This is a genomic window from Pseudomonas sp. RL_15y_Pfl2_60 (genome assembly GCF_963970595.1).
Lineage (GTDB): Bacteria > Pseudomonadota > Gammaproteobacteria > Pseudomonadales > Pseudomonadaceae > Aquipseudomonas.
Map to the genome: position 1 here is coordinate 43,611 of NZ_CAXAOE010000004.1, position 26,867 is coordinate 70,477.

At 56.7% G+C, this 26,867-nt stretch carries 28 protein-coding genes and 1 tRNA gene; 14 read left to right on the forward strand and 15 right to left on the reverse strand.

The window, feature by feature from the left end; translation table 11 throughout:
• Positions 1-52: 52 nt before the first annotated feature.
• The 10 genes from ltaE to AACY26_RS11785 form a co-directional block, all read right to left on the reverse strand.
• Positions 53-1,057 carry a low-specificity L-threonine aldolase gene (ltaE, locus tag AACY26_RS11740; protein WP_339514199.1) on the reverse strand — a complete coding sequence of 335 codons (1,005 nt, stop codon included), beginning with the start codon at positions 1,055-1,057 and terminating at the stop codon, positions 53-55.
• 124 nt (positions 1,058-1,181) lie between these two features.
• A complete protein-coding gene (gene astE / locus AACY26_RS11745) occupies positions 1,182-2,189 on the reverse strand; it encodes a succinylglutamate desuccinylase (RefSeq protein WP_339514201.1) in 1,008 nt (335 codons plus the stop codon).
• Positions 2,190-2,293: 104 nt separating this feature from the next.
• Positions 2,294-2,578 (reverse strand): topoisomerase II, encoded by a 285-nt coding sequence (locus AACY26_RS11750; protein WP_339514203.1) that lies wholly within the window; start codon positions 2,576-2,578, stop codon positions 2,294-2,296.
• A gap of 14 nt (positions 2,579-2,592) precedes the next feature.
• On the reverse strand, positions 2,593-3,942 hold the full coding sequence (gene astB, locus AACY26_RS11755) for an N-succinylarginine dihydrolase (protein WP_339514205.1): 1,350 nt from the start codon (positions 3,940-3,942) through the stop codon (positions 2,593-2,595).
• Positions 3,939-5,402, reverse strand: coding sequence for a succinylglutamate-semialdehyde dehydrogenase (gene astD, locus AACY26_RS11760; RefSeq protein WP_339514207.1), 1,464 nt, complete (start codon positions 5,400-5,402; stop codon positions 3,939-3,941). Before astD ends, astB begins: the two co-directional genes overlap by 4 nt.
• 72 nt (positions 5,403-5,474) lie before the next feature.
• Positions 5,475-6,491, reverse strand: coding sequence for an arginine N-succinyltransferase (astA, locus tag AACY26_RS11765; protein ID WP_339514209.1), 1,017 nt, complete (start codon positions 6,489-6,491; stop codon positions 5,475-5,477).
• 9 nt (positions 6,492-6,500) lie between these two features.
• Positions 6,501-7,520, reverse strand: coding sequence for an arginine/ornithine succinyltransferase subunit alpha (gene aruF, locus AACY26_RS11770; protein WP_339514211.1), 1,020 nt, complete (start codon positions 7,518-7,520; stop codon positions 6,501-6,503).
• Between the two features lie 200 nt (positions 7,521-7,720).
• On the reverse strand, positions 7,721-8,941 hold the full coding sequence (locus AACY26_RS11775) for an aspartate aminotransferase family protein (protein WP_339514213.1): 1,221 nt from the start codon (positions 8,939-8,941) through the stop codon (positions 7,721-7,723).
• A gap of 234 nt (positions 8,942-9,175) precedes the next feature.
• The gene (locus AACY26_RS11780; protein WP_339514215.1) at positions 9,176-10,384 is read right to left on the reverse strand and encodes a patatin-like phospholipase family protein; all 1,209 of its coding nucleotides are present in this window, start codon (positions 10,382-10,384) and stop codon (positions 9,176-9,178) included.
• 48 nt (positions 10,385-10,432) lie between these two features.
• Positions 10,433-11,371, reverse strand: a complete 939-nt coding sequence (locus AACY26_RS11785) for a lipid A biosynthesis lauroyl acyltransferase (protein WP_339514217.1) — start codon at positions 11,369-11,371, stop codon at positions 10,433-10,435.
• Positions 11,372-11,606: 235 nt separating this feature from the next.
• On the opposite strand from AACY26_RS11785, the gene minC reads away from it, so the two are divergent.
• The 4 genes from minC to AACY26_RS11805 all read left to right on the forward strand — a co-directional run bounded on the left by minC (position 11,607) and on the right by AACY26_RS11805 (position 14,289).
• Positions 11,607-12,353 (forward strand): septum site-determining protein MinC, encoded by a 747-nt coding sequence (minC, locus tag AACY26_RS11790; RefSeq protein ID WP_339514219.1) that lies wholly within the window; start codon positions 11,607-11,609, stop codon positions 12,351-12,353.
• 101 nt (positions 12,354-12,454) lie between these two features.
• Positions 12,455-13,270 (forward strand): septum site-determining protein MinD, encoded by an 816-nt coding sequence (gene minD / locus AACY26_RS11795; protein ID WP_010490370.1) that lies wholly within the window; start codon positions 12,455-12,457, stop codon positions 13,268-13,270.
• Complete coding sequence (gene minE, locus AACY26_RS11800; RefSeq protein ID WP_339514221.1) at positions 13,267-13,521, forward strand: cell division topological specificity factor MinE; 255 nt, start codon at positions 13,267-13,269, stop codon at positions 13,519-13,521. The genes minD and minE overlap by 4 nt, the downstream gene beginning before the upstream one ends.
• Before the next feature lie 72 nt (positions 13,522-13,593).
• On the forward strand, positions 13,594-14,289 hold the full coding sequence (locus AACY26_RS11805; RefSeq protein WP_339514223.1) for an RluA family pseudouridine synthase: 696 nt from the start codon (positions 13,594-13,596) through the stop codon (positions 14,287-14,289).
• Between the two features lie 60 nt (positions 14,290-14,349).
• On the opposite strand, the gene rmuC is transcribed toward AACY26_RS11805, so the two are convergent.
• Together rmuC and AACY26_RS11815 are read right to left on the reverse strand one after the other, a co-directional pair.
• Positions 14,350-15,705: a DNA recombination protein RmuC gene (gene rmuC / locus AACY26_RS11810; protein ID WP_339515132.1), complete on the reverse strand. Its 1,356-nt coding sequence runs from the start codon at positions 15,703-15,705 to the stop codon at positions 14,350-14,352.
• A gap of 314 nt (positions 15,706-16,019) precedes the next feature.
• Positions 16,020-16,367: a tetratricopeptide repeat protein gene (locus tag AACY26_RS11815; protein WP_445261304.1), complete on the reverse strand. Its 348-nt coding sequence runs from the start codon at positions 16,365-16,367 to the stop codon at positions 16,020-16,022.
• 643 nt (positions 16,368-17,010) lie between these two features.
• Here AACY26_RS11815 and AACY26_RS11820 point away from each other — a divergent pair.
• From AACY26_RS11820 to AACY26_RS11835, 4 genes are all read left to right on the forward strand, one after another.
• Positions 17,011-17,211 carry a hypothetical protein gene (locus tag AACY26_RS11820; RefSeq protein ID WP_339514225.1) on the forward strand — a complete coding sequence of 67 codons (201 nt, stop codon included), beginning with the start codon at positions 17,011-17,013 and terminating at the stop codon, positions 17,209-17,211.
• Positions 17,212-17,408: 197 nt separating this feature from the next.
• Positions 17,409-20,027 carry an intermembrane phospholipid transport protein YdbH family protein gene (locus AACY26_RS11825; protein ID WP_339514227.1) on the forward strand — a complete coding sequence of 873 codons (2,619 nt, stop codon included), beginning with the start codon at positions 17,409-17,411 and terminating at the stop codon, positions 20,025-20,027.
• Positions 20,028-20,043: 16 nt separating this feature from the next.
• Complete coding sequence (locus AACY26_RS11830) at positions 20,044-20,235, forward strand: YnbE family lipoprotein (protein ID WP_339487226.1); 192 nt, start codon at positions 20,044-20,046, stop codon at positions 20,233-20,235.
• A gap of 11 nt (positions 20,236-20,246) precedes the next feature.
• Positions 20,247-20,591 carry a YdbL family protein gene (locus AACY26_RS11835; RefSeq protein ID WP_339514229.1) on the forward strand — a complete coding sequence of 115 codons (345 nt, stop codon included), beginning with the start codon at positions 20,247-20,249 and terminating at the stop codon, positions 20,589-20,591.
• A 63-nt stretch (positions 20,592-20,654) separates the two neighbouring features.
• Here the strand turns inward: AACY26_RS11835 and AACY26_RS11840 are convergent, their stop codons facing one another.
• On the reverse strand, positions 20,655-21,080 hold the full coding sequence (locus tag AACY26_RS11840; protein ID WP_339514231.1) for an organic hydroperoxide resistance protein: 426 nt from the start codon (positions 21,078-21,080) through the stop codon (positions 20,655-20,657).
• 539 nt (positions 21,081-21,619) lie between these two features.
• Between AACY26_RS11840 and AACY26_RS11845 the strand changes: the two genes are divergently transcribed.
• The 3 genes from AACY26_RS11845 to ada all read left to right on the forward strand — a co-directional run bounded on the left by AACY26_RS11845 (position 21,620) and on the right by ada (position 23,634).
• Positions 21,620-22,081, forward strand: coding sequence for a MarR family winged helix-turn-helix transcriptional regulator (locus AACY26_RS11845; RefSeq protein ID WP_339514233.1), 462 nt, complete (start codon positions 21,620-21,622; stop codon positions 22,079-22,081).
• A gap of 30 nt (positions 22,082-22,111) precedes the next feature.
• Complete coding sequence (locus AACY26_RS11850) at positions 22,112-22,453, forward strand: FKBP-type peptidyl-prolyl cis-trans isomerase (RefSeq protein WP_339514235.1); 342 nt, start codon at positions 22,112-22,114, stop codon at positions 22,451-22,453.
• A gap of 101 nt (positions 22,454-22,554) precedes the next feature.
• On the forward strand, positions 22,555-23,634 hold the full coding sequence (ada, locus tag AACY26_RS11855; protein WP_339514237.1) for a bifunctional DNA-binding transcriptional regulator/O6-methylguanine-DNA methyltransferase Ada: 1,080 nt from the start codon (positions 22,555-22,557) through the stop codon (positions 23,632-23,634).
• A gap of 14 nt (positions 23,635-23,648) precedes the next feature.
• Here the strand turns inward: ada and AACY26_RS11860 are convergent, their stop codons facing one another.
• Positions 23,649-24,485: an alpha/beta fold hydrolase gene (locus AACY26_RS11860; RefSeq protein ID WP_339514239.1), complete on the reverse strand. Its 837-nt coding sequence runs from the start codon at positions 24,483-24,485 to the stop codon at positions 23,649-23,651.
• Between the two features lie 79 nt (positions 24,486-24,564).
• On the opposite strand from AACY26_RS11860, the gene AACY26_RS11865 reads away from it, so the two are divergent.
• Complete coding sequence (locus AACY26_RS11865) at positions 24,565-25,188, forward strand: CGNR zinc finger domain-containing protein (RefSeq protein WP_339514241.1); 624 nt, start codon at positions 24,565-24,567, stop codon at positions 25,186-25,188.
• Between the two features lie 88 nt (positions 25,189-25,276).
• Here AACY26_RS11865 and AACY26_RS11870 read toward each other — a convergent pair whose 3' ends face one another.
• Positions 25,277-25,714 (reverse strand): HIT family protein, encoded by a 438-nt coding sequence (locus AACY26_RS11870; RefSeq protein ID WP_339514243.1) that lies wholly within the window; start codon positions 25,712-25,714, stop codon positions 25,277-25,279.
• Positions 25,715-25,829: 115 nt separating this feature from the next.
• Between AACY26_RS11870 and AACY26_RS11875 the strand changes: the two genes are divergently transcribed.
• Complete coding sequence (locus AACY26_RS11875) at positions 25,830-26,534, forward strand: glutathione binding-like protein (RefSeq protein ID WP_339514245.1); 705 nt, start codon at positions 25,830-25,832, stop codon at positions 26,532-26,534.
• A gap of 119 nt (positions 26,535-26,653) precedes the next feature.
• Positions 26,654-26,743, forward strand: a tRNA-Ser gene (locus AACY26_RS11880).
• The last annotated feature ends 124 nt before the right edge of the window (positions 26,744-26,867 follow it).

The following is a 26,867-nucleotide window of genomic DNA, read 5'->3' on the forward strand; positions in this document are numbered from 1 at the left end:
GGCCGCATTATATAGGGCCTGAGCAATCGGTACAGTGTTTGTGCGATAAAGGTCAAGATTGTTTGAAATCTGCAAAGCCTTTAAGCACTTGATTGATGTCATCTGCGCTGACATCCAGATGCGTCACCATACGCAATCGTGGTGCGGCCGTAAGCTTTACACCACGCTCGGCAAGAAAGCTTTTCAGCGAGTTTGCCTGCTCACCGACCTGCACGTAGACCATGTTGGTCTGCACCGGTTCAACGCTGTAGCCCAACTCACGCAGGCCTTCGCCGAGCGCCTGGGCATTGGCATGATCCTGCGCCAGGCGTTCGACCTGATGCTCCAGCGCATACAACCCAGCGGCTGCGAGCAAGCCAGCCTGGCGCATGCCACCACCGACCATTTTGCGCAGGCGCCTGGCCTTGCCGATCAATTCATCGCTGCCGCAAAGCACTGAACCCACGGGAGCGCCGAGGCCTTTGGACAAGCACACCGATACTGAATCAAAGTGACGAGTGATTTGCTGCGGATCAACACCCAGCTTGACCGAGGCGTTGTACAAACGTGCGCCGTCAAGATGCAGGCTCAAGCCATGCGTGTGGGTAAACTCACGCGCAGCAGCAAGATAATCCAGCGGCAAGACTTTACCCTGCATGGTGTTTTCCAGCGCCAGCAAACGGGTGCGGGCAAAGTGGAAATCATCCATCTTGATTGCTGCGGCCACCTTGCCTAGGTCCAATGAACCATCGACCTCACCTTCAATCGGCTGTGGCTGGATCGAACCCAGCACCGCAGCGCCACCCCCTTCGTATTTATAGGTATGGGCTTGCTGGCCAACGATATATTCATCACCCCGCTGACAATGCGCCATCAGCCCAAGCAAGTTGCTCATGGTCCCGGTCGGCACAAAAAGACCAGCAGCAAAGCCAAGCTTGCTCGCCAGATAGGTTTCAAGACGGCTGACGCTTGGGTCTTCGCCATAAACATCGTCGCCCAGCTCTGCCGCCTGCATCGCCTCGCGCATGCCCGGGCTGGGCAAAGTAACTGTATCGCTACGTAGATCGATAATTGGCATGGGCGAGGTTTCCTTGAAGTCTGCGGCAGTGGTTAAAACACTGATGCTAAAGGCTGTCAGCCTGACTCACAAGGTACAGTTGCGGCCGATATTGGCCAGTGACGACACGTCGAAAAATGCTTGGCTAGACCAGGCCAGCCGTATCGCTTGGCACTATCAATATGGCGGCGCGCAAGCCGTTCTTCACCGCAGGATTAGGGAAAATGACCCGCTCGCCCTTTTCAATGACCCAGGTTTCATCGCCAGCATCTTCGGCCAGCAAGTAACCGGGCGGCAGCTCGCTGAAGTTCTCGATGTCGTCAGGCAAATGCAGCTTGAACCCATCACTGCGCTTGATCACCTCGCGAGAAACCGTGAAAACCTGCAAGCCATCGAGCCCAACAGGCACTTGCTCAGGCTCCTTAGCCTCGATAATTTGCTGGATGCGAGCTTCGAGCAAATCCAGGTTGACCAACTGGTTTTCGCCAAAAGCCCGGGCCTTGCCCAGTTCCAGGGTGAAGGCTTCAGCATTGAGGGTTTCGTAAGTGAAGGCGCTAAAGGTAATCGAGCGCTTACGTTGCAGGAGCACCGCATCTATGCCGCCAGCATTCAAGCGCTGCAGTTCTCGCTCTGAATGCGCACGCCCCTCAACCCAAGGATAGATCGCGAACTGTTCGATTTTTGAGCCCCGGATTGCCGTGTGCAAATCGTAATGCAGGCGTGAGCGCTCGGGCTCGCGAAAAAAGGCGCTTGCCAGATGCTCAAGCTCACTGGCGCGAATCGCCTCGAAACCTTCAGCCTGTTCATGACGGCCATTGAACATACGGTTAAGGTCTTGCTCGATGTAACGCTCACCCCGGCGAATGGCTTGCGGGTTGCCGAACAGGATCAATATCCGCACGCGCGGCTTGATCTCACCGCGGGCGATGCCATGAAGCAAGCGGTCGAGCAACTCGATAGGCGCAGTCTCATTACCGTGCACACCTGCAGATAACAACAGATCAAGGCCATCATCCTTGCCTGCTGGCGGGGTCACTTCCAGCGCACCTTCGGCCAACCAACGCAAACGCGTGCCTTCGGCAGTTACCTGGATCTTCGTTGCAGGCTCGCGCCCAGCCAACGTCAGCTCAAGCAATTTTCCTAAGGCAAGCATATAAAACTCCGATTATCTGCCCAGAGAACCCGGGCCAAGGCCGAGTCTTCCAGAGGTTCAGCCAGACAGAACCGGCTACACCGGCTCTGCAACAACAGCCTGACTTAGTGATTGCAATCTGGACCGTGCACATGACCGTCATCATCAAGATCAGCACTTTCCATTTCCAGCTCAAGGCTGACCAGGTTGGTTGCCAATGGGCGCAGCAGCAGATTGGCATACTCGGTATCGCCTTCAGCCACATCTACACCGATCATCAGCTGGTTGTTACCCACTTGCTGAATCCACACTTCCTTACCCTGCCAGACCACAGCAAAGCGCGTGCAGGACGTTTCCAGCTGTGTGCCGTCTGTGTCTTCGAGAATCAGTTGCAGGGCGTCATTGGACATTATCAAAACTCTCTTTAAGCAAGTTGGAAGGAATACACCGAGCCTAGTTTAAGGATCTGCGTCAGCTCGTCCAATGCCGTGCGGCATTCAATAAGCAATTGCGGGTCAGCCAGATCGTTTTCGCTCAAGCGATCCCGGTAGTGTTTATCCACCCAGACATTAAGCGTGTCATACAGGTTCGGGGTCATGATCACCCCCTGATTGACCGCTTGCAGCTCAGTGTCTTTCAAGGCTACGCGCAAACGCAGGCATGCTGGGCCGCCGCCGTTTTGCATGCTTTGCTTGAGGTCGAATACCTTGACCTCACGAATAGGCCCGTTGCCGCTGGTCAGTTGCTGCAGGTAATTCCAGACATTGGAGTTGTTGCGGCACTCTTCGGGAACGATCAGCAACATGCCGCCATCAGCGCGGCTCAGCAACTGGCTGTTGAACAAGTAGGACTTGACTGCATCATCCACCGTGACTGCATCACGCGGCACGCACACCGGCTTGAAGTTCGCACCACGGCGCGCCAGCTTCTCGGCAAGCTCCGCCAGCACGGACTCGCTGTCGAGAAAAGCATCCTGGTGATAGAACAGCACCTCACCATTACCCACCGAAATCACATCGTTATGGAACACGCCCTGATCAATGACCGCCGGGGTTTGCTGAGCGTAAACAACAGCTTCATCACTCAAGCCGTGCAAACGCGCAATCGCCTGCGAGGCTTCAAGGGTTTGCCGTGCCGGGTAGTTCTGCGGCGCAGGGAAACGGCTGTCGAATGCACTGCGGCCGAATACGAAGAACTCCACGCCTGGCTCGCCATAGCTTTGGCAAAAACGTGTGTGATTCGCCGCGCCTTCATCGCCAAACTGGGCAACCGCAGGCAATGCTGGGTGATGGGCGAAGTGCTGCTGATCAACAAACATGCCCGCCAGGATACGACTGGTTGTTGGATGCTCGATCGAACGGTGAAACTTGCAATTGAGGTTGGCTGCAGTGAAATGCACACGACCATCAGCCGTATCAGCGCTGGGGCTGACCGTGCAGGCGTTGGCGGTCCACATGCTTGATGCTGAACAACTGGCGACCAACAAGGGCATGGCTTCCTTGGCCGCGCAGCTGATGACCTGCGCATCGCTGCCAGTAAAACCGATACTGCGCAGCGCATTGACGTCCGGCCGCTCTTGCGGAGCCAGTACGCCCTGCTTGAAGCCCATGTCCATCAGCGCCTTCATTTTGGTCAGGCCCTGCTTGGCCGCCTCTTTGGGGCTGGAACTGGCTTGGCTGTTACTTTGCGAGGCAACGTTGCCATACGACAGGCCGCCGTAGTTGTGCGTCGGCCCGACCAGACCATCGAAGTTCACTTCATAGGCGTTGCTCATAGGCTTACTCCTGGCGTCAAGGTAGCAGGCAGACTCAGGGTCTCAGTTTCCAGCGAAGCCACTGGATAGGCGCAATAATCGGCAGCGTAATAGGCGCTGGCGCGGTGGTTACCCGAAGCACCGACCCCACCAAAGGGCGCACTGCTGGCCGCACCAGTGAGCTGCTTGTTCCAATTGACGATTCCGGCGCGGCTTTCAAGCCAGAACTGCTCGTAGCGGGCCTTGGAGTCAGACAACAACCCAGCAGCCAGGCCAAACGCGGTGTTGTTGGCCTCGCGGATTGCATCGGCGAACTGGTCGTAGCGGATCACTTGCAACAGCGGTCCGAAGAACTCTTCATCGGCACGCTCGGCCACTGCTGTTACATCGATAATGCCCGGCGTGAGCAAGGCTGCACCGGCCTGGGGCTGAGTCATTTCCAGCAATGCGCTGGCACCATTAGCCAGCAATTGCTGTTGCGCCGTCATCAAGTGCTGCGCCGCCGCCAGGGAAATCACCGAACCCATGAATGGCGCGGGCTGGGCATCAAAGGCAGCAACTTTGATATCGCTTGCGACCTTGACCAGCCGCGCCAGCAAGGCATCGCCCCACTCGCCTTGCGGCACCAGCAAACGTCTGGCACAGGTGCAGCGTTGGCCTGCGGAGATAAATGCCGACTGGATAATGGTGTAGACAGCGGCATCCACATCAGCCACCTGATCAACCACCAGCGGATTGTTACCGCCCATCTCCAGCGCCAGGATCTTGTCCGGGCGACCCGCAAATTGATTGTGCAGCAGGTTGCCGGTGCGGCTCGACCCGGTGAAAAACAAACCATCGATTTCGCTGTTAGCAGCCAAGGCGACCCCGGTTTCACGCGCCCCTTGCACCAGATTGAGCACGCCTTCGGGCAAGCCCGCTTCGATCCAGCACTTAACCGTGATTTCAGCGACTTTTGGTGTCAGCTCGCTGGGCTTGAACACCACCGCGTTGCCTGCCAGCAAGGCTGGCACTATGTGGCCATTGGGCAAGTGTCCCGGAAAGTTGTACGGGCCAAACACCGCGACTACACCGTGCGGCTTATGCCGCAAAACGGCCGTCGCGTCAGCCAGCGGGCCACTCTTCTCACCCGTGCGCTCACGGTAGCTCTGCACCGAGATCGCCACTTTATTGACCATGCTGCTCGCTTCGGTTGCCGACTCCCACAAGGGTTTGCCGGTTTCTTCACCAATGGCATGAGCCAGTTCATCTGCATGTTGCTTGAGGGTAGCGGCAAAGGCTTCAAGCACTTCAATACGTTGCTCAAGGCTGCGCGACGCCCAGCCAGGAAATGCACCGCGTGCAGCCTCGACCGCGGCATTTACCTGTTCGGCACTGGCTTCACGACCTTCCCAGAGCACAGCCTGAGTGACTGGGTTAAGCGATTGAAACATCGCGCCCTTGCCGTCCTGCCAATGCCCTGCAATGTAATGAGTGCTCATCTTGTTCTACCACTCCCAACAATTCTCGTGGCCCGACGAAACGCCGAACCCCTGATTCGTGTTAGCGCCGGCTCAACCGCGCGCCGACAAACTGACTGCCCGCACTTGATCGCCCGCCGACAGTTGCAAACGCCTGGCGGTCAACGCATCAACCACCAAAGTGCCAGCCGCCAGACGTGCCGGCGCGGCCGTGATCCGGCAATTCTCGCGCTTGCGGTTATGCATGACAAAAGGGCTTGCATCGTCGCCCGGCGTACCAATGGCCAATACCAACGTCTGACTGTCGCGCACAGCACGGATTTTTTGAGTTTCCGCCTCGATAGCAGGGCCTGCATCGAAAATATCAACATAACCCTGGTAGCTGAAACCCTCGCCCTTGAGCATGGTCAGCGCAGGCTCAGTATCAGGATGAACCCGGCCAATGCTGTTACGCGCATCTTCGGAAAGAAAGCAGGTGTAGAGCGGAAACTTGGGCATCAGCTCAGCAATAAATGATTTATTGCCAACGCCGGTGAGGTAGTCAGCCTGGCTGAATTCCATCTTGAAGAAGTGCCTTCCAAGGCTCTCCCAGAACGGCGAACGACCCTGCTCATCCGACATACCACGCATTTCAGCCATCACCTTGTCACCGAATAACTCGGGGAACTCGGCAATAAACATAAAGCGCGCCTTCGACAGCATGCGCCCGTTGATGCCAGTGCGGTGGTCGGCACGCAGAAACAGCGAGCACAGCTCCGAGTTGCCGGTCAGGTCGTTAGCCAGAAACAGCGTCGGGATCTGCCGGTGGATATTCAATTCTTGCGAGGCACTGACCGTCAGGCCAACACGGTAGTTGTACCAAGGCTCGCGCAGACCAACAGCGCCGGCGATGGCGGAAATACCAACCACTTCGCCCTCATCGGTTTCAAGCACGAACAGATAATCGGCATCGGCCCGCTCGGCTTCGCCACGGAAGGTCTTTTCAGCCCAGCCGACCCGGTGCGCCAGACGCTCTTCGTTGGCGGGTAATGTAGTCAAGCCTGCGCCAGTGCTTCGCGCCAGGTCGATAAGGGCCGCGAGATCGGCACTGCGTACGGGACGAACGATCATGCTGACTCCTTAAATCGCGACCAGACGGACGCTGACGCCTTCACCGACACCCAAGGCCTCGGCGGTTTGCAAATCAAGAGTGACCGGGCGACCCGGCACCCAATCCAGTTCAACGACGATGGCGCGGAAATCCTGCAATTGGCCATTACTGACCAAATACATGCGTCCGCCACCTTGCTCGCGCTCACCCAGCAACACCGGCACCATCCGGCTCTGGGCAATGGTACGAATACCCGAGGTGCGAGCGTGCAAGGTAGGCCCGCCGTCGAAAATATCGATGTAGTGATCCGTCTCAAAGCCTTCGCGCATCAAGATATCGAAGGTGATTTGTGCACGCGGATGCACCTGCCCCATGGCTTCTTGAGCGCTATCAGGCAGGAGCGGCACATAGATCGGGTAATGCGGCATCAACTCGGCGAGGAAGGTACGGCTCTTCAAGCCACACAAGCGTTCGGCCTCGGCGTAGTTCATGTCGAAGAAATTCCGCCCAACCGCATCCCAGAACGGTGAGTCGCCCGAGTCATCGCTGTAGCCCACGATCTCAACCACCACCGCATCGGCAAAACGCTCAGGATGGGTGGCGACAAACAGCAAGCGAGCACGGGAATTAAGCTCGGCAAACACCGTACTGACCAGCGGCCGCTCGACATAAAAGCTGGTCAGCAGGCTGTTGCCGGTCAGGTCGTGGCACAACGAAAGCACGTGGGTCTTGTTGTGAATCTTCAACTCACGCGAGTTATGCACGAAGGTTTCGTTGCGAAAGCTGTAAAAAGGTTCTGAATAACCGGTCGAAGCCATGATCCCCGAACAACCGACCAGGCGGCCGGTTTCAGTGTCTTCGAGCACAAAGAAATAGCTTTCTTCGCCGTTAAAGCTGACTTCAGCCGCGAACGAGGCTTCAGACGCCTCGATTTTATCGCTAAGGCGGCCAACATCGTCCGGCAGTGAAGTCACACCAACCGGGCTGTCCGCGGCCAGACGCTGTACTTCCGCAAGGTCAGCCATTTGCGCGGGGCGCATCACCAGCATGGTGTCACTCCTATCAAGAAAAGCCCCAGAACACTCGCGCAGAGTGGTCTGGAGAAAACTGCAACCAATGGCTGCAGCACACAAGATGATTCATCCATGAGCGAACTTCAGGCGACCCATACGGCCTGTGCACGCGCCTGGAGTAAACAACAGAACAACTCACCCGCATACCGTCAAAATGGATTGCGGGTGAGCGCCAATCAGGCTTGGGTCAACTTGGCGACTGCACGCTCAAAACGTGCCAGACCTTCGTCAATATCAGCATCTTCAACCACCAGGCTTGGCGCGAAGCGCACCACATCCGGGCCAGCTTGCAGAACCATGAGGTTTTCAGCCGCGGCCGCCTCAAGGATGGTTTTGGCTTTGCCCTTCCAGGCTTCGCTCAAAGCACAACCGATCAACAGCCCCAAGCCGCGCACTTCGCTAAACACGCCGTACTGCTGGCCGATCTGCTCAAGCTTGGTCTTGAATCGTTCATGTTTAGCCTGCACACCCGCCAATACTTCAGGTGTGTTGATGATATCGACAACCGCTTCAGCCACTGCACAGGCCAGCGGATTGCCGCCGTATGTCGTACCGTGGGTGCCCACGGCCAAATGTTTGGCCAGCTCATTGGTGGTCAGCATAGCCCCAATCGGGAAACCGCCACCCAGGCTCTTGGCGCTGGACAATATGTCTGGCGTGACACCGTAGTGCTGATAGGTAAACAGCGAACCGCTGCGCCCCATGCCGCTTTGCACTTCATCGAAAATCAACAGCGCATTGTGCTGGTCACACAGTTCGCGTGCGCCTTGCAGGTATGCCAGGTCAGCAGGAACCACGCCGCCCTCGCCCTGAATTGGCTCAAGTACGATCGCGCAGGTCTTGTCTGAAACAGCAGCCTTGAGCGCCTCAAGATCATTGTAGGGAACGTGGCTGATGCCCTTGATCTTCGGGCCAAAGCCATCTGAATACTTGGGTTGGCCGCCAACGCTGACAGTGAACAGGGTGCGACCGTGGAAGCTGTTTACCGCGGCAATGATTTCGCATTTGTCTTCGCCAAACTTATCGAAGGCAACGCGACGGGCCAGCTTGAACGCGGCCTCGTTCGCTTCGGCGCCGGAGTTGCAGAAGAACACGCGCTCGGCAAAGGTTGCATCGACCAGTTTCTTAGCCAGGCGCAACGCTGGCTCGTTGGTGAATACATTGGACACGTGCCACAGGGTATTGGCCTGCTCAGTCAACACCTTGACCAGCACGGGATGCGCATGGCCGAGCACGTTTACCGCGATGCCGCCAGAGAAGTCGATCAGCTCGCGACCGCTCTGATCCCAGACTCGCGAACCCTTACCGCGCACAGGGATAAACGCTGCGGGTGCATAGTTTGGAACCATAACCTGATCGAAATCGGCGCGCTGTACCGGGTCGTGCTGAACAGACATCTGAACTCTCCTGACAAGGAAACGCCTGCTTTTAGTAGCAGGTGATGAAAAGGATTGTAGGGATTGCGATGCGGATGGCATTGCCGTCATGCGACAACTTCTTATAGCGCCACCCCCTGAAAAACCGGCGCTTATGGAAATGCGACACAAAGCATCGGTATGGCGCAGTTTAAACTGCTGCTCACATTGCATGGGCATGGCACAGCGATTTTTTCGCAAAATGACTGCGCGGTATTAAACCGGTATTTGCGCCACCGGAAGTGCTATTGGGTCAGAGGCAGTGCCCAACGACAAAAAGGTGCAGAGTTTGGCCTTCTGCGCCATCGCATCCTGATAACCCAGCTCGATCAACTCGCGGCAATAGCCCGGCTCAAACAACAAATAACTGAGCACGCCGGCACCGCTGTCACGCGTAGCGCCCGGGCCGCGCAAGAAAAGGCGCACCGAGGCCGGCATTTCACGGCGATGGCGCGCCGCGATCTCATCCAATGGCTGGCTAGGTGCAATCACCAACACCTCCACTGGCTTGAGATTGCTTGACTCCTGCTGCTCTGGAGTGATCATGCCGCTCAGGTGATTGATTCTTTCCAACAACTCAATATCCGCCTCAAGGCGATCAATAAAGGTGCTGTTGAGTAGGTGCCCGCTGATCTGCGCCAGCGTTGGCGGCTTCGCGGCGCCATTGTGCCTTGGCATATGAATGGCGCGCCCTTGCTGAAAATGATCACTCACCCCCACTACAAGCACCCGGTTGGCGCCCAGGTGCAAGGCTGGGCTGATGGGCGCAGACTGACGCACCGCGCCGTCACCAAAGTATTCGTTATTGATTTTGACCGGGGCAAACAGCAGTGGAATCGCCGAACTGGCCAGCAAGTGATCCAGCCCCAGGCGGGTGGGTATGCCAATGCGCCGATGCCTGAACCACGAATCAATGGTGGAGCGACCTTGATAAAAGGTCACCGCCTGTCCCGAGTCGTAGCCAAATGCGGTAACCGCCACTGCATTCAACTTGCGGTTACGTACTGCGGCGGAAATCCCGCTGAAATCCAATTCGCTGGCCAGCAACTCTTTTAACGGTGAGCTATTAAGCAGCGCAACGGGAGCGTGTCCGCCAAGGCCCAGCATGCTATTACCAATGAATCGGCTCGCCTGCGCCAGCACCCCTGGCCAGTCACTGCGATACACCGAAGCCGTGCTGAAGCCTTGCCAAACACTGCTCAGGCGCTGAACAGCCTGGGCAAAATGCATCGCCCCGCACGCCAGGCTCACGGCATTGATAGCCCCCGCAGAAGTACCGACTATGACCGGGAATGGATTGCTTTGTGGGTCTGGCAGCAAATCAGCAATCGCCGCCAACACCCCAACCTGATAGGCCGCCCGGGCCCCGCCACCCGAAAGAATCAACCCGGTAACGGCGTCATTTGCGCTGGGCGTGATACTCATCCGCACACCTTAAATAGTCCTGCCAGTAAAGAGTCGACCCGCCATGCACTACTTGCGCTTGCGTTTCTTGTAGAGTTTTGGCTCGCCCACCGGACGCGTCTTGAAACGTCGATGCGCCCAAAGGTACTGCTCGGGGCAAGCATTGACAGCTTGCTCGACCCATTGGTTGATGCGCAAGCAATCGGCTTCTTCGCTTTCGCCGGGGAAATCACTCAGCGGCGGGTGAATCACCAGGCGGTAACCGCTGCCGTCGGCCAGGCGCTCCTGAGTAAAGGGCAGCACCCGGGCACGACCCAGGCGGGCAAACTTGGTTGTCGCGGTGACGGTTGCAGCCTGCACCCCAAACAAGGGCACGAAGATACTCTGCTTGCGCCCGTAATCCTGGTCAGGCGCGTACCAAATAGCACGGCCTGCGCGCAGCACCTTGAGCATGGCACGCACGTCCTCGCGTTCGATCGCCGTGGCATCAAGGTTATGCCGCTCACGCCCGCGCCGCTGTATATAGTCAAACAATGGGTTGTCGTGCTCGCGGTACATGCCGTCGATAGTATGCTGCTGCCCCAGCAGCGCAGCCCCGATCTCAAGGGTAGTAAAATGCAGCGCCATCAAGATCACGCCCTGACCTTCAGCCTGGGCTTGCTGCAAGTGCTCAATGCCTTCGACCTTGGCCAGTTTGGCCAGGCGCGCCCTGGACCACCACCAGCTCATGGCCATTTCAAAGAAGGCAATGCCGGTTGAGGCGAAGTTTTCACGAATCAAGCGCTCGCGCTCGGCATTCCCCATCTGCGGGTAACACAGCTGCAAGTTACGCGTAATGATTTCGCAGCGCTCCTTGGCGAAGACCTGCATCACCACGCCGAGCATGCGCCCGAGCCAGAGCAAGACCTTGTACGGCAACTGCACGACCAGCCATAGCAAGCCAAGCCCCAGCCAAAGCGGCCAAAACCTCGGATGCAAAAATTCGCGGCGAAACACGGGACGATCCATGAACACTTCCAATCCAAAACACAATGCTGGGCATTCTATCAGGACTTTTCCTCAGGCCTGTTGTCTATGCCGTGTGCGAGAATTACCCCGCAGTTTCAAACCGCACCGAGACTGCCTGTCCACGCACGGCTATTGGCAGGTAAATCGGCGAGCCGCTTGCGACTCAGCAAGGTTCTCGCTATAAACCCCACACTACTCGCGCTGCAGTCCAACCAAAAGGCGTTCCAGGCACACCATGAGTCAAGCTGACCTTCTCGACCAAGTTCCAGTTTTCCAACTAAAAGGCAGCATGCTGGCCATCACCGTGATGGAGCTGTCGCGCAACGACAGCGCGCTGCTTGATCAACAACTGGCCGCAAAAGTCGCCCAAGCACCGAATTTCTTCAGCAACACCCCACTGGTGCTCGCGGTGGACAAGCTACCCGCCGCAGAAACCAAACTCGAACTCAGCGAGTTGATCGCCGTGTGCCGCAAGCACGGCCTGCGCACCCTGGCCGTGCGCGCCAGCAGCGAAGAGCATATCGCAGCCGCCAATGCACTGGACCTGCCCGTGCTGCCGCCTTCCGGCGCTCGCGAGCGACCGCTCGACCCGGCACCGGCGCCCGTCGAGAAAAAACCTGAAAAACCGCAAAAACCCGCCGAGCCCGAGCACAAACCGACTAAAGTGGTGACCAGCCCTGTACGTGGCGGCCAGCAAGTCTACGCTCAAGGCTCGGACTTACTGGTTTTGGCACCGGTCAGCGCCGGAGCGGAACTTCTCGCCGATGGCAACATCCATGTTTACGCACCTATGCGCGGGCGTGCCCTTGCCGGAATCAAGGGCAACCTCAAAGCGCGTATTTTCTGCCAGCAACTGGGCGCGGAGCTGCTCTCGATTGCCGGTCATTACAAAGTGTCCGAAGATCTTCGGCGCGATCCGTTGTGGGGTAAGGGAGTTCATGTCAGCTTGTCTGGTGACGAGTTGAACATCACCCGGCTTTAACGGATACTGCCGCCAATTTCTGGGACACATATAAGGGCATCTGGACGCCTCAAAAGGCTGAACGATTCCCGCTTTTATTTCACATTTTGGGGTGAATCACCTTGGCCAAGATCCTCGTAGTTACTTCCGGCAAGGGTGGCGTAGGCAAAACGACCACTAGCGCCGCCATCGGTACCGGTCTCGCTCTGCGCGGGCACAAAACCGTCATCGTCGATTTTGACGTTGGCCTGCGTAACCTTGACCTGATCATGGGCTGCGAACGCCGCGTGGTGTACGACTTCGTCAACGTCGTAAACGGCGAAGCTACGCTGACCCAGGCACTGATCAAAGACAAGCGCCTGGAAAACCTTTACGTGCTGGCCGCCAGCCAAACCCGTGACAAGGACGCACTCACCCTTGAGGGCGTCGAAAAAGTCATCAAGGAATTGTCGGAAAACTTCGAATACGTAGTTTGCGACTCGCCTGCCGGTATCGAAAAAGGCGCTCACCTGGCCATGTACTTCGCTGACGAAGCGATTGTCGTGACCAACCCGGAAGTCTCCTCGGTCCGTGACTCCGACCGCATGCTCGGCCTGCTTTCGAGCAAGTCGCGCCGCGCCGAGAATGGCGACGAGCCAATCAAGGAACACTTGCTGCTGACTCGCTACAACCCGGAGCGTGTGGTCAAGGGTGAAATGCTTGGCGTTGAAGACGTCGAAGAAATCCTCGCAATCCGCCTGATCGGCGTGATTCCGGAGTCACAAGCAGTCCTCAAGGCCTCCAACCAAGGCGTGCCGGTAATCCTGGACGACCAAAGCGACGCAGGCCAGGCATACAGCGACGCAGTTGACCGCCTGCTCGGCAAAACCGTTGAGCATCGCTTCCTTGATGTTCAGAAGAAGGGATTCTTACAACGTTTATTTGGAGGTCGTGAATGAATATTTTTGACTTCTTTCGTGAGCGCAAAAAGGGAACAACTGCGTCTATCGCGAAAGAGCGCCTGCAAATCATCGTCGCCCACGAACGTGGCCAGCGCAGCCAGCCGGATTACCTCCCGGCCCTGCAACAAGAACTGGTTGATGTGATTCGCAAGTACGTCAACATCGATTCAGAGCATGTTCAGGTCGCACTGGAAAATCAGGGTAGCTGCTCGATTCTTGAGCTGAACATCACCCTGCCCGAGCGTTAATAACCTCGGCCACAGGCAACACCCCAACACAATGGCGGCCTTAGAGCCGCCATTGTGTTTTCTGCCCAATGAATGCATCGCCACACCAGGCTGGTAAGATTAGCCTTCGCTCAAGCCCACACTAGAAGCCCCATGCCCCTCAGTCAGATTGAAATTCTCCACCAGGACGCCGCATTGCTGGTGATCAACAAGCCAACCCTGCTGCTCTCGGTGCCCGGTCGCGCCGAAGACAACAAGGATTGCCTGGTCACTCGCCTGCAGGAAAACGGTTACCCCGAAGCCCGGATCGTCCACCGGCTCGATTGGGAAACATCAGGGATCATAGTGCTGGCGCGCGACGCTGACAGCCATCGCGAGCTGTCACGGCAATTCCATGACCGTGAAACCGAGAAAGCCTACACCGCGCTGTGCTGGGGCCAACCTGAGCTCGACAGCGGCAGCATCGATTTACCGCTGCGCTACGACCCGCCAACCAAGCCGCGTCACGTGGTCGATCACGAACACGGCAAGCACGCCCTGACCTTCTGGCAAGTGACTGAGCGCTGCGGGGATTATTGCCGGGTAGAACTCACCCCCATTACCGGTCGCTCGCACCAATTGCGCGTCCACATGCTGTCGATTGGCCACCCGCTGCTCGGCGATGGCCTGTATGCCCATGAGCAAGCCCTCGCCGCTTATCCGCGCCTGTGCCTGCACGCCAACATGCTCACCCTCACGCACCCGCAGACAGGCGAACGCATGCGCTTTGAGTGCCCTGCCCCATTTTAAAGCTTGAAATCCATACCCTAGGCGGCGACAACGCGACCAGCCGCCATTGGCTGAGACGCCTCAGGCATCGTCCTCAAAGGGTAATTGCGCTGCCTGCTCCAGCAAGTCCGCGGGCAAACTCTTACTTGCCCGCGCGCCCAGCAGCTTCAAGTTTTCAACCCGACTAATGATATTGCCGCGCCCGTCGCACAGCTTGTTACGCGCCGATGCGTAGGCTTTATCCAGCTGTTGCAGGCGTGCGCCAACTTCGTCCAGGTCCTGGATAAACGCAAAGAATTTGTCGTACAGGGCTCCGGCACGCTCGGCAATTTCACGCGCATTCTGGCCTTGGCGCTCCTGGCGCCATAGGCTGTCAGTCACACGCAAGGTGGCCAACAATGTGGTTGGGCTGACGATCACGATATTCTGCTCGAATGCCTCCTGGAACAGCCCAGGCTCAGCCTGAAGCGCAGCGGCAAAGGCAGCTTCAATCGGCACGAAGAGCAGTACAAAATCGAGGCTGTGCAGGCCTTCTAGACGCTGGTAATCCTTGAGCGACAGACCTTTGAGGTGGCTGCGCAACGATTGCACATGCTGTTTAAGCGCCTGCTGACGCGAGCCATCATCTTCAGCCGCAACGTATTGTTGATAAGCGGTCAGGCTGACTTTGGCATCGACCACCACTTGCTTGTCACCGGGCAACTGAATCAAAACATCCGGCTGGAAGCGCTCACCTTCCGCGCTTTTGAGGCTGACCTGAGTTTGATACTCACGCCCCTTCTCCAAACCGGCATGTTCAAGGACCCGCTCGAGAATCAACTCGCCCCAGTTGCCTTGGGTCTTCTGACCTTTAAGTGCACGGGTCAGGTTGGTCGCCTCATCACCCAGGCGCTGATTGAGCTGCTGTAGACGCTCAAGCTCTTTGCCCAGGGAAAATCGCTCACGGGCTTCATGTTGATAGCTTTCTTCGACACGCTTCTCGAACGATTGAATGCGCTCTTTCAATGGATCAAGCAGTTGCCCCAAGCGCTGCTGGCTGGTTTCAGCAAAGCGCTGCTCGCGCTCATCAAAAATCTTCCCGGCCAGCTCGGCAAACTGCGCACGCAGCTCATCCCGCGAACCTTGCAGATCGGTAAGGCGCTGCTGATGATGTTCTTGTTGATCGCGTAGTTCCGCGGCAAGCCCCGCCCGCTCCGAGCCTAAACGGCGCAACTCTGCCTCCTGCTGCTCGCGCTGTTGCTGCCACTCACGCGCAGCTTCGCGGGAAATCTGCTGTTCGTGCTGCAACAACTCCGCCTCACGGCGCATGGCTGCAAGCTCGGCTTGCTGATCGGCCTTGATCTCGGCGATCTCGCTGACTTCCTCGCGGCAGGCATCGAGCTGTGCACTCAAGCCGGTTTGCGCCAGTTGTGCGCTGCTCAGGCGCTCCTGCAGCAAACTGCATTCAAGGCCTAGGGCCGAGGCTCGGCGCTGCAGCACCAGAGCCAACACCAACAAGGGTATTCCCGCCCCGGCAAGGCCAATAAACAAGCTCGGTAAATCGATTGGCATACACAACTCCGCATCAGCATTACTGGAAGTATACCCAGTAGTTTGCCGATACGTCAGGCACCTGTTGCTTAACCCTTTATATAGCCAAGCCAAGGCATCGCCATGAATGTCGCGCAGCCTGGATCATTCGTTGAATAAAACCCAACCCAGGCATACAGCGCGGCATGGCTGAAAGAGATTGATTGGCTGGTCTGGCGGTGTCAGAGCGACTTGAGCAATGCCTTGGCTTCTTGCGAACCATGTGCAGCAGCCTGCTCCAGCCACTGGTGTGCCTGGCGCGGCTCGTTGACGCGCGGCTTGAGATAATGACGCCCCAGCTCCAGCTGTGCGCAACTGTCGCCTGCACGGGCAGCCAGACGCAGCATCTCAAGGCCCATGCGACGATCTCGGGTGTTACCGCAATCACGGCAGAGCATTTGCCCCAAACGGCTCTGTGCGGCGACTACACCTTCGCGGGCGGGCTGCTTTAGCAGATGACCAGCGAAGCGTTTAACCGAAGGTGCATGACCCAAACGTGGGCTATCTAGCAGCCACAGCGCGACGCGCATGGGTAACTTGGTGCTGATTGAGACGGGGGCTGTATGGGTACGGGGTAATACGCGAGGCATAAATAACGGCGATAGGGTGGAAAGGCGCGCCACTCTACTCTCTTTTTTTCAGAGGTAAACCCCTAAACAGATCAATGTGACAAACGTATGTAGGGCCTGAGCAGACAATCCACAGAACCTGTGGATAACTCGGTGGACAAGATGGGAGCAAGCGCCGTCAACGCCTGTAGCTTGGGGGCTGAGCTTAAACTGACGATTTTTTCACCAGCAAAAAAAATTGATATTTTTCATTGACTTAAAAAATCCATATGAATAATCAATGATTTACGACGCTCTTTGAATCAAGCTTGCTAAGGCGCATTGAAATTGTGCACAAGTCAATTTACCGCAGGTCAGAAATGCCCTAATTGGGCGCATATTGGCCACCCGCGAAGATGACCCCGCCAGCGTCAAAGACTTGACCCGCCAGCCCAAGCCCAGCAACCAAGCGATCTCCAGTCGGATTGCTCCAAAACCGCCAAAAAAACTGCGGCAAATTCGCGCAGGGCGATTTTATTTACCTGAAAAGGGCCAATTCACAGTTAACCAACCGGTCGATCAACTTTCAGGCGGTAATTACAGACACCCTCTACGCTGAAAATCGATGAGTTTGAACACCTTTGGCCCATCAATCGAAAGTGGCTTTTTAAACCATCTGCTGCGCGGTGGTGGAAACCTGAACGACATTTTCAATAGGAGAGTGCAAACCGGCGTTGCATCAGGCCGCGCAGGCTTGCTGGTTTGCAGTAATGCCTCAAGCAACGCCAACTCGCCGGTTTTACCCGGCTGGGTCAGCCCAGGTTAGTCGCGGCGGTTGAGAAACGCGTTGGCCAATATACTGATAGCGCTTGATGTCGCAGAGCACACCAAGGCTGACATCTGCATTCGGCATGGGTTAACGTCTGGTCATCGCCCAAGCCCGCCAACACTTGGCCCCAGCACTGAACCGCACGAGGTTTCGCCGCAATTGATTGCACCAACCTGCACAAAGGAAGCTAAGCGATGAGACGAATCTGGCTACGATTGGCCGGACTGTTCGTGCTTCTGTGCGTGCTGGCGGGCATCGCGGCGGTCAGTTGGCAGCAATTTTTACAGCGCCAACACATCAGTCGTTTCGACTGGCAAGGGCTGTCTTTTTCGCTCGATGGTATTCATCTGCACCAACTCCAGGTAGAGCAACAAAGTGATGCCGCAACGCTAAGTGTTCAAAGCCAGGGCTTGACCCTTGGATGGCGCGACTTCAGTACGCTTACGCCATTCTGGCAGCACATTGAATTAGAGCAGCTCAATCTCGACTGGCAAGAACACGATACCCGCACCGCGCCCACCGATTCCGCCGCCATCGACCTGCTGGAGATGCTTGGCCCGCTGGCGCTGATGCCACAGTCACTGAGTATTGGGCAACTCAGCGCAACCCTGCCTTGCGCTCAAGGACGCTGCACCTTGCAGGGTGACCTGCGACTGAACAAGGCAGCGCAACAGCCGCTGACAATGACCCTGCAGAGCAACCTGCGCAGCCAAGACCAGCTAATGACCCTTGATGGCCAGTTGCAGCGCACAGAAGACGACCTGAACCTGCAATTTGCTCTGCAAGTCGATGGCCAGCCGCAGCTGGGGGCAAACCTGAGCCTACGCAAGCAGACCCATGCCTCAGGGCAAGAAAGTAACCTATTGAGCGGCGCAATCGCGGCGCCAAACCTGAACCAGGCCAGCGCCTTGCAACACTGGCTCAGCCAGTGGGTATTACCGGCAAGGGTCAAGCTGCCTGAGGCCCCGGGCGCTGCCGCGTTATCCGCAAACTGGCAACTGGATTTGCCCGCCGGGCCAATCAGTGTTGAGCACCTGCTACAGGCGAGTGGAACACTGACCGCGAGTGCCAACCTGCCAGAGCCTTGGCCGGTACCGGGCATCGGTCAGGTTCAGGGGGCGCTCAGCCTGGCACTTGAGGCGCAGTCCGGCCAATGGATCGCCGAGCAAATCAAGGCTGATCTAAAGCTGCAACAGCTTGCTGAAGCGCTGCGCAACCGCTTGCCTGCTCCGCTGCAAAACGATCAATTCAGTCTCAGCATTCAACCAGCTGAACCAATCAATACGGCTGAGAATACCCTTGAAGCGCAACTGCGCGGGCGTCATCTGCCATTGGCCCTCAACCTCAGCAGCAGCGGTGCCAGCTCGGTGCAACTGCAAGCCAAGGTGGCGCTGGCCAATACCTTGCCGTGGGCTGTTCAAGTCAACGACGCAACCTTGAACGCCAGCAGCAAGAACCTGCAATTCAATGAATGGACAGCCCAAGGCCTCGACACGACGTTGGTTTTCAACGGTTATGCAGACGCACAGCAGATCAGGCTCAACCTGGACAAGAGCTCGCGACTGCAACTCGCTCAACTCACTCACCCGCAGATCAGCGCCACTGGCCTTGACGCTTCGCTCGCCGGAGTGAATCTAAGCACAACAACCCGCCTCGATAACTGGCAAGTCGATGGCCCCCTCGTGCTTAGCGTCAAATCCCTGCAGCAGCCTGCATTGAAAGCACAAAGCTGGAGCTTCAAGGGCAAACTGCAAGCCGATCCGCAAACCCAGGTTTTGGATGGCTCGCTGGCGACAGGCTCTGGCCTGCAAGCGCAGCTGGCGGGACAAAACAGTGCGATCAAAGGCCTGCAGCTAGAGGCCAAGTTCAATGAAATATTCTTTCGTGCGGGCAACCCACTTAAAAGCACCCTGAGCGACTGGCCTGCCCTGCTCGACCTCAACAATGGCCGGCTCAATGCCAGCGCCAGGCTGAGCCTAGCGCCCAACAAAAGCACAGACTTGACCCTCGACCTTGCCAGCCAAGGACTCTCAGGCATTTACGACCGCACACTGTTCAGTGGTTTAACGAGCGAGGTGCAGATGCGCCTGGCGAACCAACGCCTCCTCGCCGAGGTCAAAGATCTGAAGCTGACCGAGGCTAACCCAGGCATCGCCCTTGGCCCCATCGCGCTGCGTGGCCGCTACAGCGCCACACTCAGCGCTCTGGATAAAGGCCAGCTGACACTGCTGCAGGCCAAGGCCCAGGTTCTCGGCGGGCAGGTCACCTTGCCAGCCAGACAATGGGACCTGAAGCAGCCTGATTTGCTCTTTGCCCTGAACTTGAAAGGCCTGAAACTTGAAAACCTGTTTGCCGCCTACCCCGCAGAAGGCTTGTCTGGTAGTGGCTTGATCGATGGCTCGATTCCCTTGCATCTCAACCCTGCAGGCTTGAGCGTTGAACAAGGCCAGATCAGCGCGCGCCAACCCGGCGGGCGCCTGCAGTTCCACAATGACAAGATCAAAGCGCTGGGCGCCAGTAATCCAGCGATGCAACTGGTCGCGCAGTCACTGGAGGACTTTCACTACACCACCCTCTCCAGCGGCGTGAGTTATGACCCCCAAGGCCAGCTCTTGCTAGCCTTGCGCCTTGAAGGCAGGAACCCGGCAATCGAGAAAGGACGCCCCATCAACTTCAACATCAACCTGGAAGAAAACATTCCGACCTTGCTCGCCAGCATCCAGTTGAGCGATAAAGTCAGTGATATCGTTCAGCAACGGGTTCAACAATTTATCCTCAATCGAAATAAACAAGCAGCGCCGAAGGACAATTAATAAGGGAGAACGCAACATGCGTTTACGTAACGGTTTAGCCGCTCTGGCATTGGGTTTGATGAGCGTTGCCTGTACCCCAACAGTGCAGCTTGCGGTGCCTAACGAGCCCATCAATATCAATCTCAACGTCAAGATCGAGCATGAGATCTATATCAAGGTCGACAAAGAGCTCGACAGCATGTTCAACGAATCAAGCGGTCTATTTTAAGGAGCGATGCAATGACCCTATCTAAACGAATTGCCAGCCTGGTATTGCTGTTCAGCCTGAGCATTCCGGCCTTTGCCATGAACCTTAACGATGCAATGTCCGCACTTGGCGGCGCTAAAGCCTCCGGTCAACTGGGCGAGATGCAAACCGGTTACCTGGGCGTGGTCAAGCCCGGCGGCAACGCCGATGAAATTGCCAAACTGATCAACGATGCACGGCGTAACGAGTATAAGAAACTGGCTGAAAAAAATGGTATCGAGGTGAGTGCCGTAGAGGCGATTGCCGGCAAGAAGGCAATTGAAAAGACCCCGCCTGGCCAGTACATCCAGCAAGGCGGCAACTGGGTCAAGAAATAGACGACCAGGCCAATCTAAACAACAAAGGCGCCCTATTGAGGCGCCTTTGTTGTATGCGGGGGATTAAACCAGAGTCAGCGTGACATCAATGTTGCCGCGCGTTGCGTTCGAGTAAGGGCAAACGATGTGCGCGCGATCAACCAGGGTCTGCGCAGCCGCCTTATCAAGACCCGGCAGGCTGATACGCAGCTCAACCTCGATGCCGAAACCATTGGGGATGGCGCCAATGCCGACAACGCCTTCAATCGATGCATCCGCCGGAATCTGCAACTTGTCGCGGGCAGCCACAAACTTCATCGCGCCGATAAAGCAAGCCGAGTAACCCGCGGCAAACAACTGCTCAGGGTTGGTCCCCTCGCCACCTGCGCCACCCAATTCTTTTGGAGTGGTCAGCGCCACATCCAGTACGCCGTCAGAAGAGATAGCCCGGCCATCACGGCCGCCAGTGGCTTCAGCGTATGCACGGTAAGCAACAGTTTCGATCGACATAATGATTTCCTCTTGGTAGTCAAAAAAAGGGGTAACAGATGCAACGAGGATCAAGTGGTTGTTCTCGTTGGCCTTGAAACAACATTATCGCGCAATTATTTAGCGCGCAATATAAATATTTGCAGATTCATCTATCCGTTCGATTAAGCCCTTCTATCGCCACCAACCGACCGCCAAGGAACCTCTGAAAAAGGTAGCAAGCGAAGATAGAACAAGGCGCAACGACCAACGGGAGTAACAGCCAAAGGCTGGCCCGAAGGGCGAGCGCCAGTGAGTCAAAGATGCGAAAAAGCGACCGGGGTCGCGCTCGACTTTAGTTGGCCTAAATGAGCATTTGATTCGCGTTGATCACCCCTTCGGGGCCGCAGCATGGGCTGCCCAACTGAAGTTCGTTCAGCCTGAAGGCTGTGAGCAGTTTTTAAACGCAGTAATATCGAGCTCAGTAGTTTTTCAGAGGTTCCCCAAAGGCTGCCAGGCTGTTGGCGCGCAGGCTATTAGTGCGTTAACTTGATGGCCATCTTCCGCGTAGAGCTCATCCCATGGATTCCTCACTCGAACCTTGCAAGGCCCTGCTGCTGGACAATCAGCTGTGCTTCGCCTTGCACTCCACCTCGCTGCTCATGACCAAGACGTACAAGCCTTTGCTGCAAGAGATGGGGCTCACCTATCCGCAGTACCTGGCCATGTTGGTGCTGTGGGAAACGGACGGCCTGACCGTGGGCGAGATCAGTGCGCGCCTGCTGACCGACCCTGGTTCGCTGACACCGCTGCTCAAGCGCCTGGAAGCCCAGGGCCTGCTCCAGCGCAACAGAAGCAAGGCCGATGAGCGTGTAGTCGAATTGCGCCTGACCGCCAAAGGGCGCGCCCTGCATGAACAAGCCAAGGCGATTCCAGGCTGTATCCTGAAGTCGACAGGCATGCCCATGGAGCAGCTTGAAGAGATCAAGCAAGCGCTGGTCACACTGCGTAAACACCTGCACCAGTCACTTGATGGCGATTGAAAACTAACGCCACATTGCTAGAGAAAGAATATGAACGACGCATTAATCATCGAAGATATCCGCCTTGGCGACGGCAAGTCGGCAGTCAAGGGCGCACTGATCACCACCCAATATCACGGCACCCTTGAAGACGGCACCACATTCGACTCGTCTTATGATCGCGGCAAGCCGTTTCAATGCGTAATCGGCACAGGGCGCGTGATTAAAGGCTGGGACCAAGGCCTGATGGGTATGAAGGTCGGCGGCAAGCGCAAACTGTTCGTACCGGCCGAACTGGCCTACGGTGAACGGCAGATGGGCCAACATATCAAGCCGCACTCGAATCTGATTTTTGAAATAGAGTTGCTGGAGGTGCTGACCCGCGACGACTAAAGCACTAAATGCCGCTGGCGAATTGCAAAGCAAGACTCGGAGTTTTGATAACCGCCTGACCGCTTAAGCTTGAATCACTTTCACTGCTTGTGGGCGCCGCGATGAAACCGACCAAATCAGTAGCAACCCGTATAACAGCCAGCGAGCATGAGCAGCGCTGGCAACGAGTGCTCGCTCGTGACCCGTCGCTGGACCAGCCCTTCGTCTACGCGGTCAAGACCACGGGCATCTATTGCAGCCCCAACTGCCCGTCACGGCGCCCGAACTTCGACAACGTTGAGTTCTTCGACACGCCGCAGCAGGCGGCTGCTGCGGGCTATCGCCCTTGCAAGCGGGCCAATTGCGGCGACACATCGCTCAACCAACAGCGCGCGGCGATAGTCAGCAAGGCCTGCCAGATTATCGAGCAGGCCGAACAACCGCCCAGTCTTGACCAACTTGCTCAACAAGTCGGCGTCAGCCCGTATCACTTCCACCGTTTATTCAAAGCCGCAACCGGCTTGACGCCAAAGGCCTACGCTGCGGCAAGCCGTGCGCGCAAGCTACGCACGCAACTGCAACAAGGCAGCTCGGTCACCGACGCTTTTTATCACGCCGGCTTCAACACCAGCAGCCGCTTTTATGAAAACAGCGCAGCTGTATTGGGCATGAAGCCCAGCGACTACCGAGCAGGTGGCGCCAGGACTGATATTCGCTTTGCCGTGGCGCAGTGCTCGCTCGGGGCCATTTTGGTCGCACAAAGCAGCCGTGGTGTGTGCGCAATCTTGCTCGGCGACGACCCCGAAGCCTTGGTCAACGAGTTGCAAGATACCTTTGCCCACGCCAACCTGATTGGCGCTGACGATGAGTTCGAGCAGCTAATCGCCAAAGTCATTGGTTTTATCGAGGCACCGGCAATCGGCCTCGACTTACCGCTGGATCTGCGCGGCACCGCGTTTCAGGAGCGGGTCTGGCAAGCGCTGCGCAATATTCCGGTTGGCAGCACCGCCAGCTATGCAGAAATCGCCAAACTAATCGGCGCACCCAAATCATTTCGCGCCGTCGCCCAGGCCTGCGGGGCCAACAAACTTGCAGTGGCCATTCCTTGCCACCGCGTGGTCAGAAGTGACGGCAACCTGTCTGGTTACCGCTGGGGCATTGAACGTAAACGCCAATTGCTTGAGCGTGAAGCCCACGGCTGATCAATGGCGACACTCTATTGGGCAGGCAAGAACTTCAGCAGCTCAGCGATGATGGCTTCGGGAGCATCTTCCTGGACCAGATGCCCGGCGTCGGGCACGCGTACCATCTGGCAATTACCAATCTGCCGTGCCAGCGCCTCGCCCCGCTCAATGGGTATCCACTCATCCTGCTCACCCCAAAGCAACAGGACCGGGCATTCTATCGACGCATAGGCGTCTTGCACTTCATCGGTATAACGCTGATCCATCTGCGCAATCTGCCGGTAGAACGCGCCTTGTCCGCCCTCGCCCAGCCAGGGTTTGGTGTAGTGCTGCAAATCGCGCTCAGGCATGGCGTGACGCACTGCGCCCTGTATATAGGCGGCCAATATCGCTTCGTGTATATAACCGGGCAAACCGCTGAATGCCTGCTGATGCTGACGCACATGCTGGACGAAAGGCGAGCCCCAGGGCGCGATTGCAACCGGGTCGATCAAGGTCAGCGTTGCGTAGGCCGCCCTGTTGAGAATCAAGCAGCGCAAAGCCGTAGCGCCGCCAAAGTCATGGGCAACAACATGGGGTTTATCCAAACCCCAATGCTCGATCAAGGCAGCGAGCACATGATTCTGCACACCAAGCGAAACATCCTCGCCCTCAGCCATTTCAGATTGTCCGTAGCCGAGCAAATCAAAGTAATACAGGCGGTAATGACTGGCCAAATGCGGCGCAATGCGCCGCCAAACCTGGGATGAAAATGGCGTGCCGTGCACCAATACCAATGCAGGGCCTTGACCCATGACACCGTAGCGAACCGGTCGACCTGCAAACTCAAAGCTATGCGGCAAGGATAGTGATTGATCAGCAACGCTCATATTTAACCCCTTTTAGAATCTATAAAGGTTAGAATTGAGACTACCATACCTAACCTTTATCAACTAATAAAGGGGTTATATGAACACAATCGACACCCCTCAGTGGAGCAGCAGCGACTTTATCGCCGACGATATTCTGCTCGACTTTCTCAACACCACAGGCGCTAAAGACAAACAACGCACGAACGAAAGGCTGCACTCAAGCCGCGCACTCTTTGACTGGGCCTTGGCCGCACAACTTATCAGTGAAGGCGAGCACCAACGCTTGTTACAGCAAGACAAGGCAGACACCGCATCAGCTGGGCGCGAGCTGGAACAGATAATCCTGTGGCGCGAGGCCGTGCATGGGCTTATGCGCGCCTATGCCAACAGCCATGCACCAGAGGCTGTCGCTGTAAAAGCGGTGGAGACGGCTATCAAGCAAGCACTGGCCAGCGCCCAATTGCGCCACAGCGTTGGCGAGCCCGGCTTTTGGGATATCGACGCCGAGCAAACAGGGCTGCCAACCATCCGGCATCGATTGGCCCTGCACCTGAATAAGGGCCTCACTGGCGGTCAATACCAGCAGGTCAAGGAATGTGAAGCCTGCACATGGTTGTTTATCGATACATCGCGCAGCCGCAGGCGCCGCTGGTGTTCGATGAGCACCTGCGGCAACCGGGCCAAGGCCCGGCGCTTCTATCAGAACGAAAACAAAATGTGACGCTGGATTAGCCCGGCTAATTCGCCAGCCGTTCAAGCCGCACCCGGTGAGTGCCGCCTACACCGAGCAATCAATCGAAGCAGTGGCTTTACGCCTTGAGACGGGTAACCAACCGCGCTTGCAAGGCTTCAAGTTCACTGGCGTCCGCTTTGGCGCTGGCATGAATACCCAGGTCTTCACCGGCGAAGCGCGGGATCACATGCATATGGATGTGGAATACGGTTTGCCCGGCAGGCGCCCCGTTAAATTGCGCGACCTGAACACCCGCAGGCTGCAACTCATCGACCAATGCACGGGTGATTTTTTGCACCACCTGCATAACCTTGCACAGGCTCTCGGCGTCGATATCGAGCATATTGCGCGCAGCGGAGCGCTTGGGAATTACCAGCGTGTGGCCAAAGGACTGGGGAAATACGTCGAGAAACGCCAGCACATCATCGTCTTCATACAGCTTGTAGCACGGCGCATCGCCACGAATGATCTGGGCAAAAATATTCTGGGAGTCGTAATCGCCATGCAAGCTCATGAGGGTTTCCATAATCCGTGGATGAAAGTGTAACCATACCGGTTTTACCTAGTCAGATGAAACTCGGTAGGCTTAGCTGAATCCTACCCGCCAGACCTTTTGATGTGGAGCCCCTATGCCTGATCTATCTGCTTTCAAGATTACCCAGAAATGGCCCGCCAGCCATCCCGAGCGCCTGCAGCTGTACTCCCTGCCCACGCCAAACGGGGTCAAGGTGTCGATCATGCTGGAAGAGATTGGCTTGCCATACGAGCCGCATTTGGTCAGTTTCGAAACCCGCGACCAGTTTTCGCCGGAATATCTATCGCTCAACCCGAACAACAAAATCCCCGCCATACTCGACCCCAACGGACCAAACGGCCAGCCGCTTGCGCTGGTTGAGTCAGGGGTCATACTCATTTACCTCGCAGATAAAACCGGCCAACTGCTCGCCAGCGACCCCGCGCAACGCTATGAGACCCTGCAATGGTTGATGTTCCAAATGGGCGGTATCGGCCCAATGATCGGCCAACTGGGCTTCTTCCATAAATTCGCAGGCAAAGACATCGAAGACAAACGCCCGCGCGACCGCTATGTAGATGAAGTCAAACGGCTGCTCGGCGTGTTGGAGCAACGCCTGCAAGGCCGCGAATGGATTATGGGCGACGACTACAGCATTGCTGATATCGCCATCTTCCCGTGGATGCGTAACCTGGTTGGCTCCTATGACGCAGGCGACTTGGTCGAATTCAACAAGTGTCCGAACATCAAGCGCGTGCTGGACAAGTTCCTGGCCCGCCCTGCTGTCCAGCGCGGCCTGAATATCCCCAACCGCGGCTAAACCGAGCCACAGCCGCCAATGGCAAGGCCCAAAGCCATCGCAAGCACATGAAAATATGCGAAAAAATGCACTTTGGGCTTCGCCAAATGCGAATCAACTGATATCATGCGCGCCGCTGTGGGAAGATGCCGGAGTGGCCGAACGGGACGGATTCGAAATCCGTTGAACTGGCAACAGTTCCTAGGGTTCAAATCCCTATCTTCCCGCCACTATTCAATACTTAAGCCCCTGAAATTCCTAGAGTTTCGGGGGCTTTTGTTTTTCCGGACACGCAATGTGTCGAAAAAGTGTCGAAAAAGTACAATGATGGCAATTCAATGTGATGCAGAGATA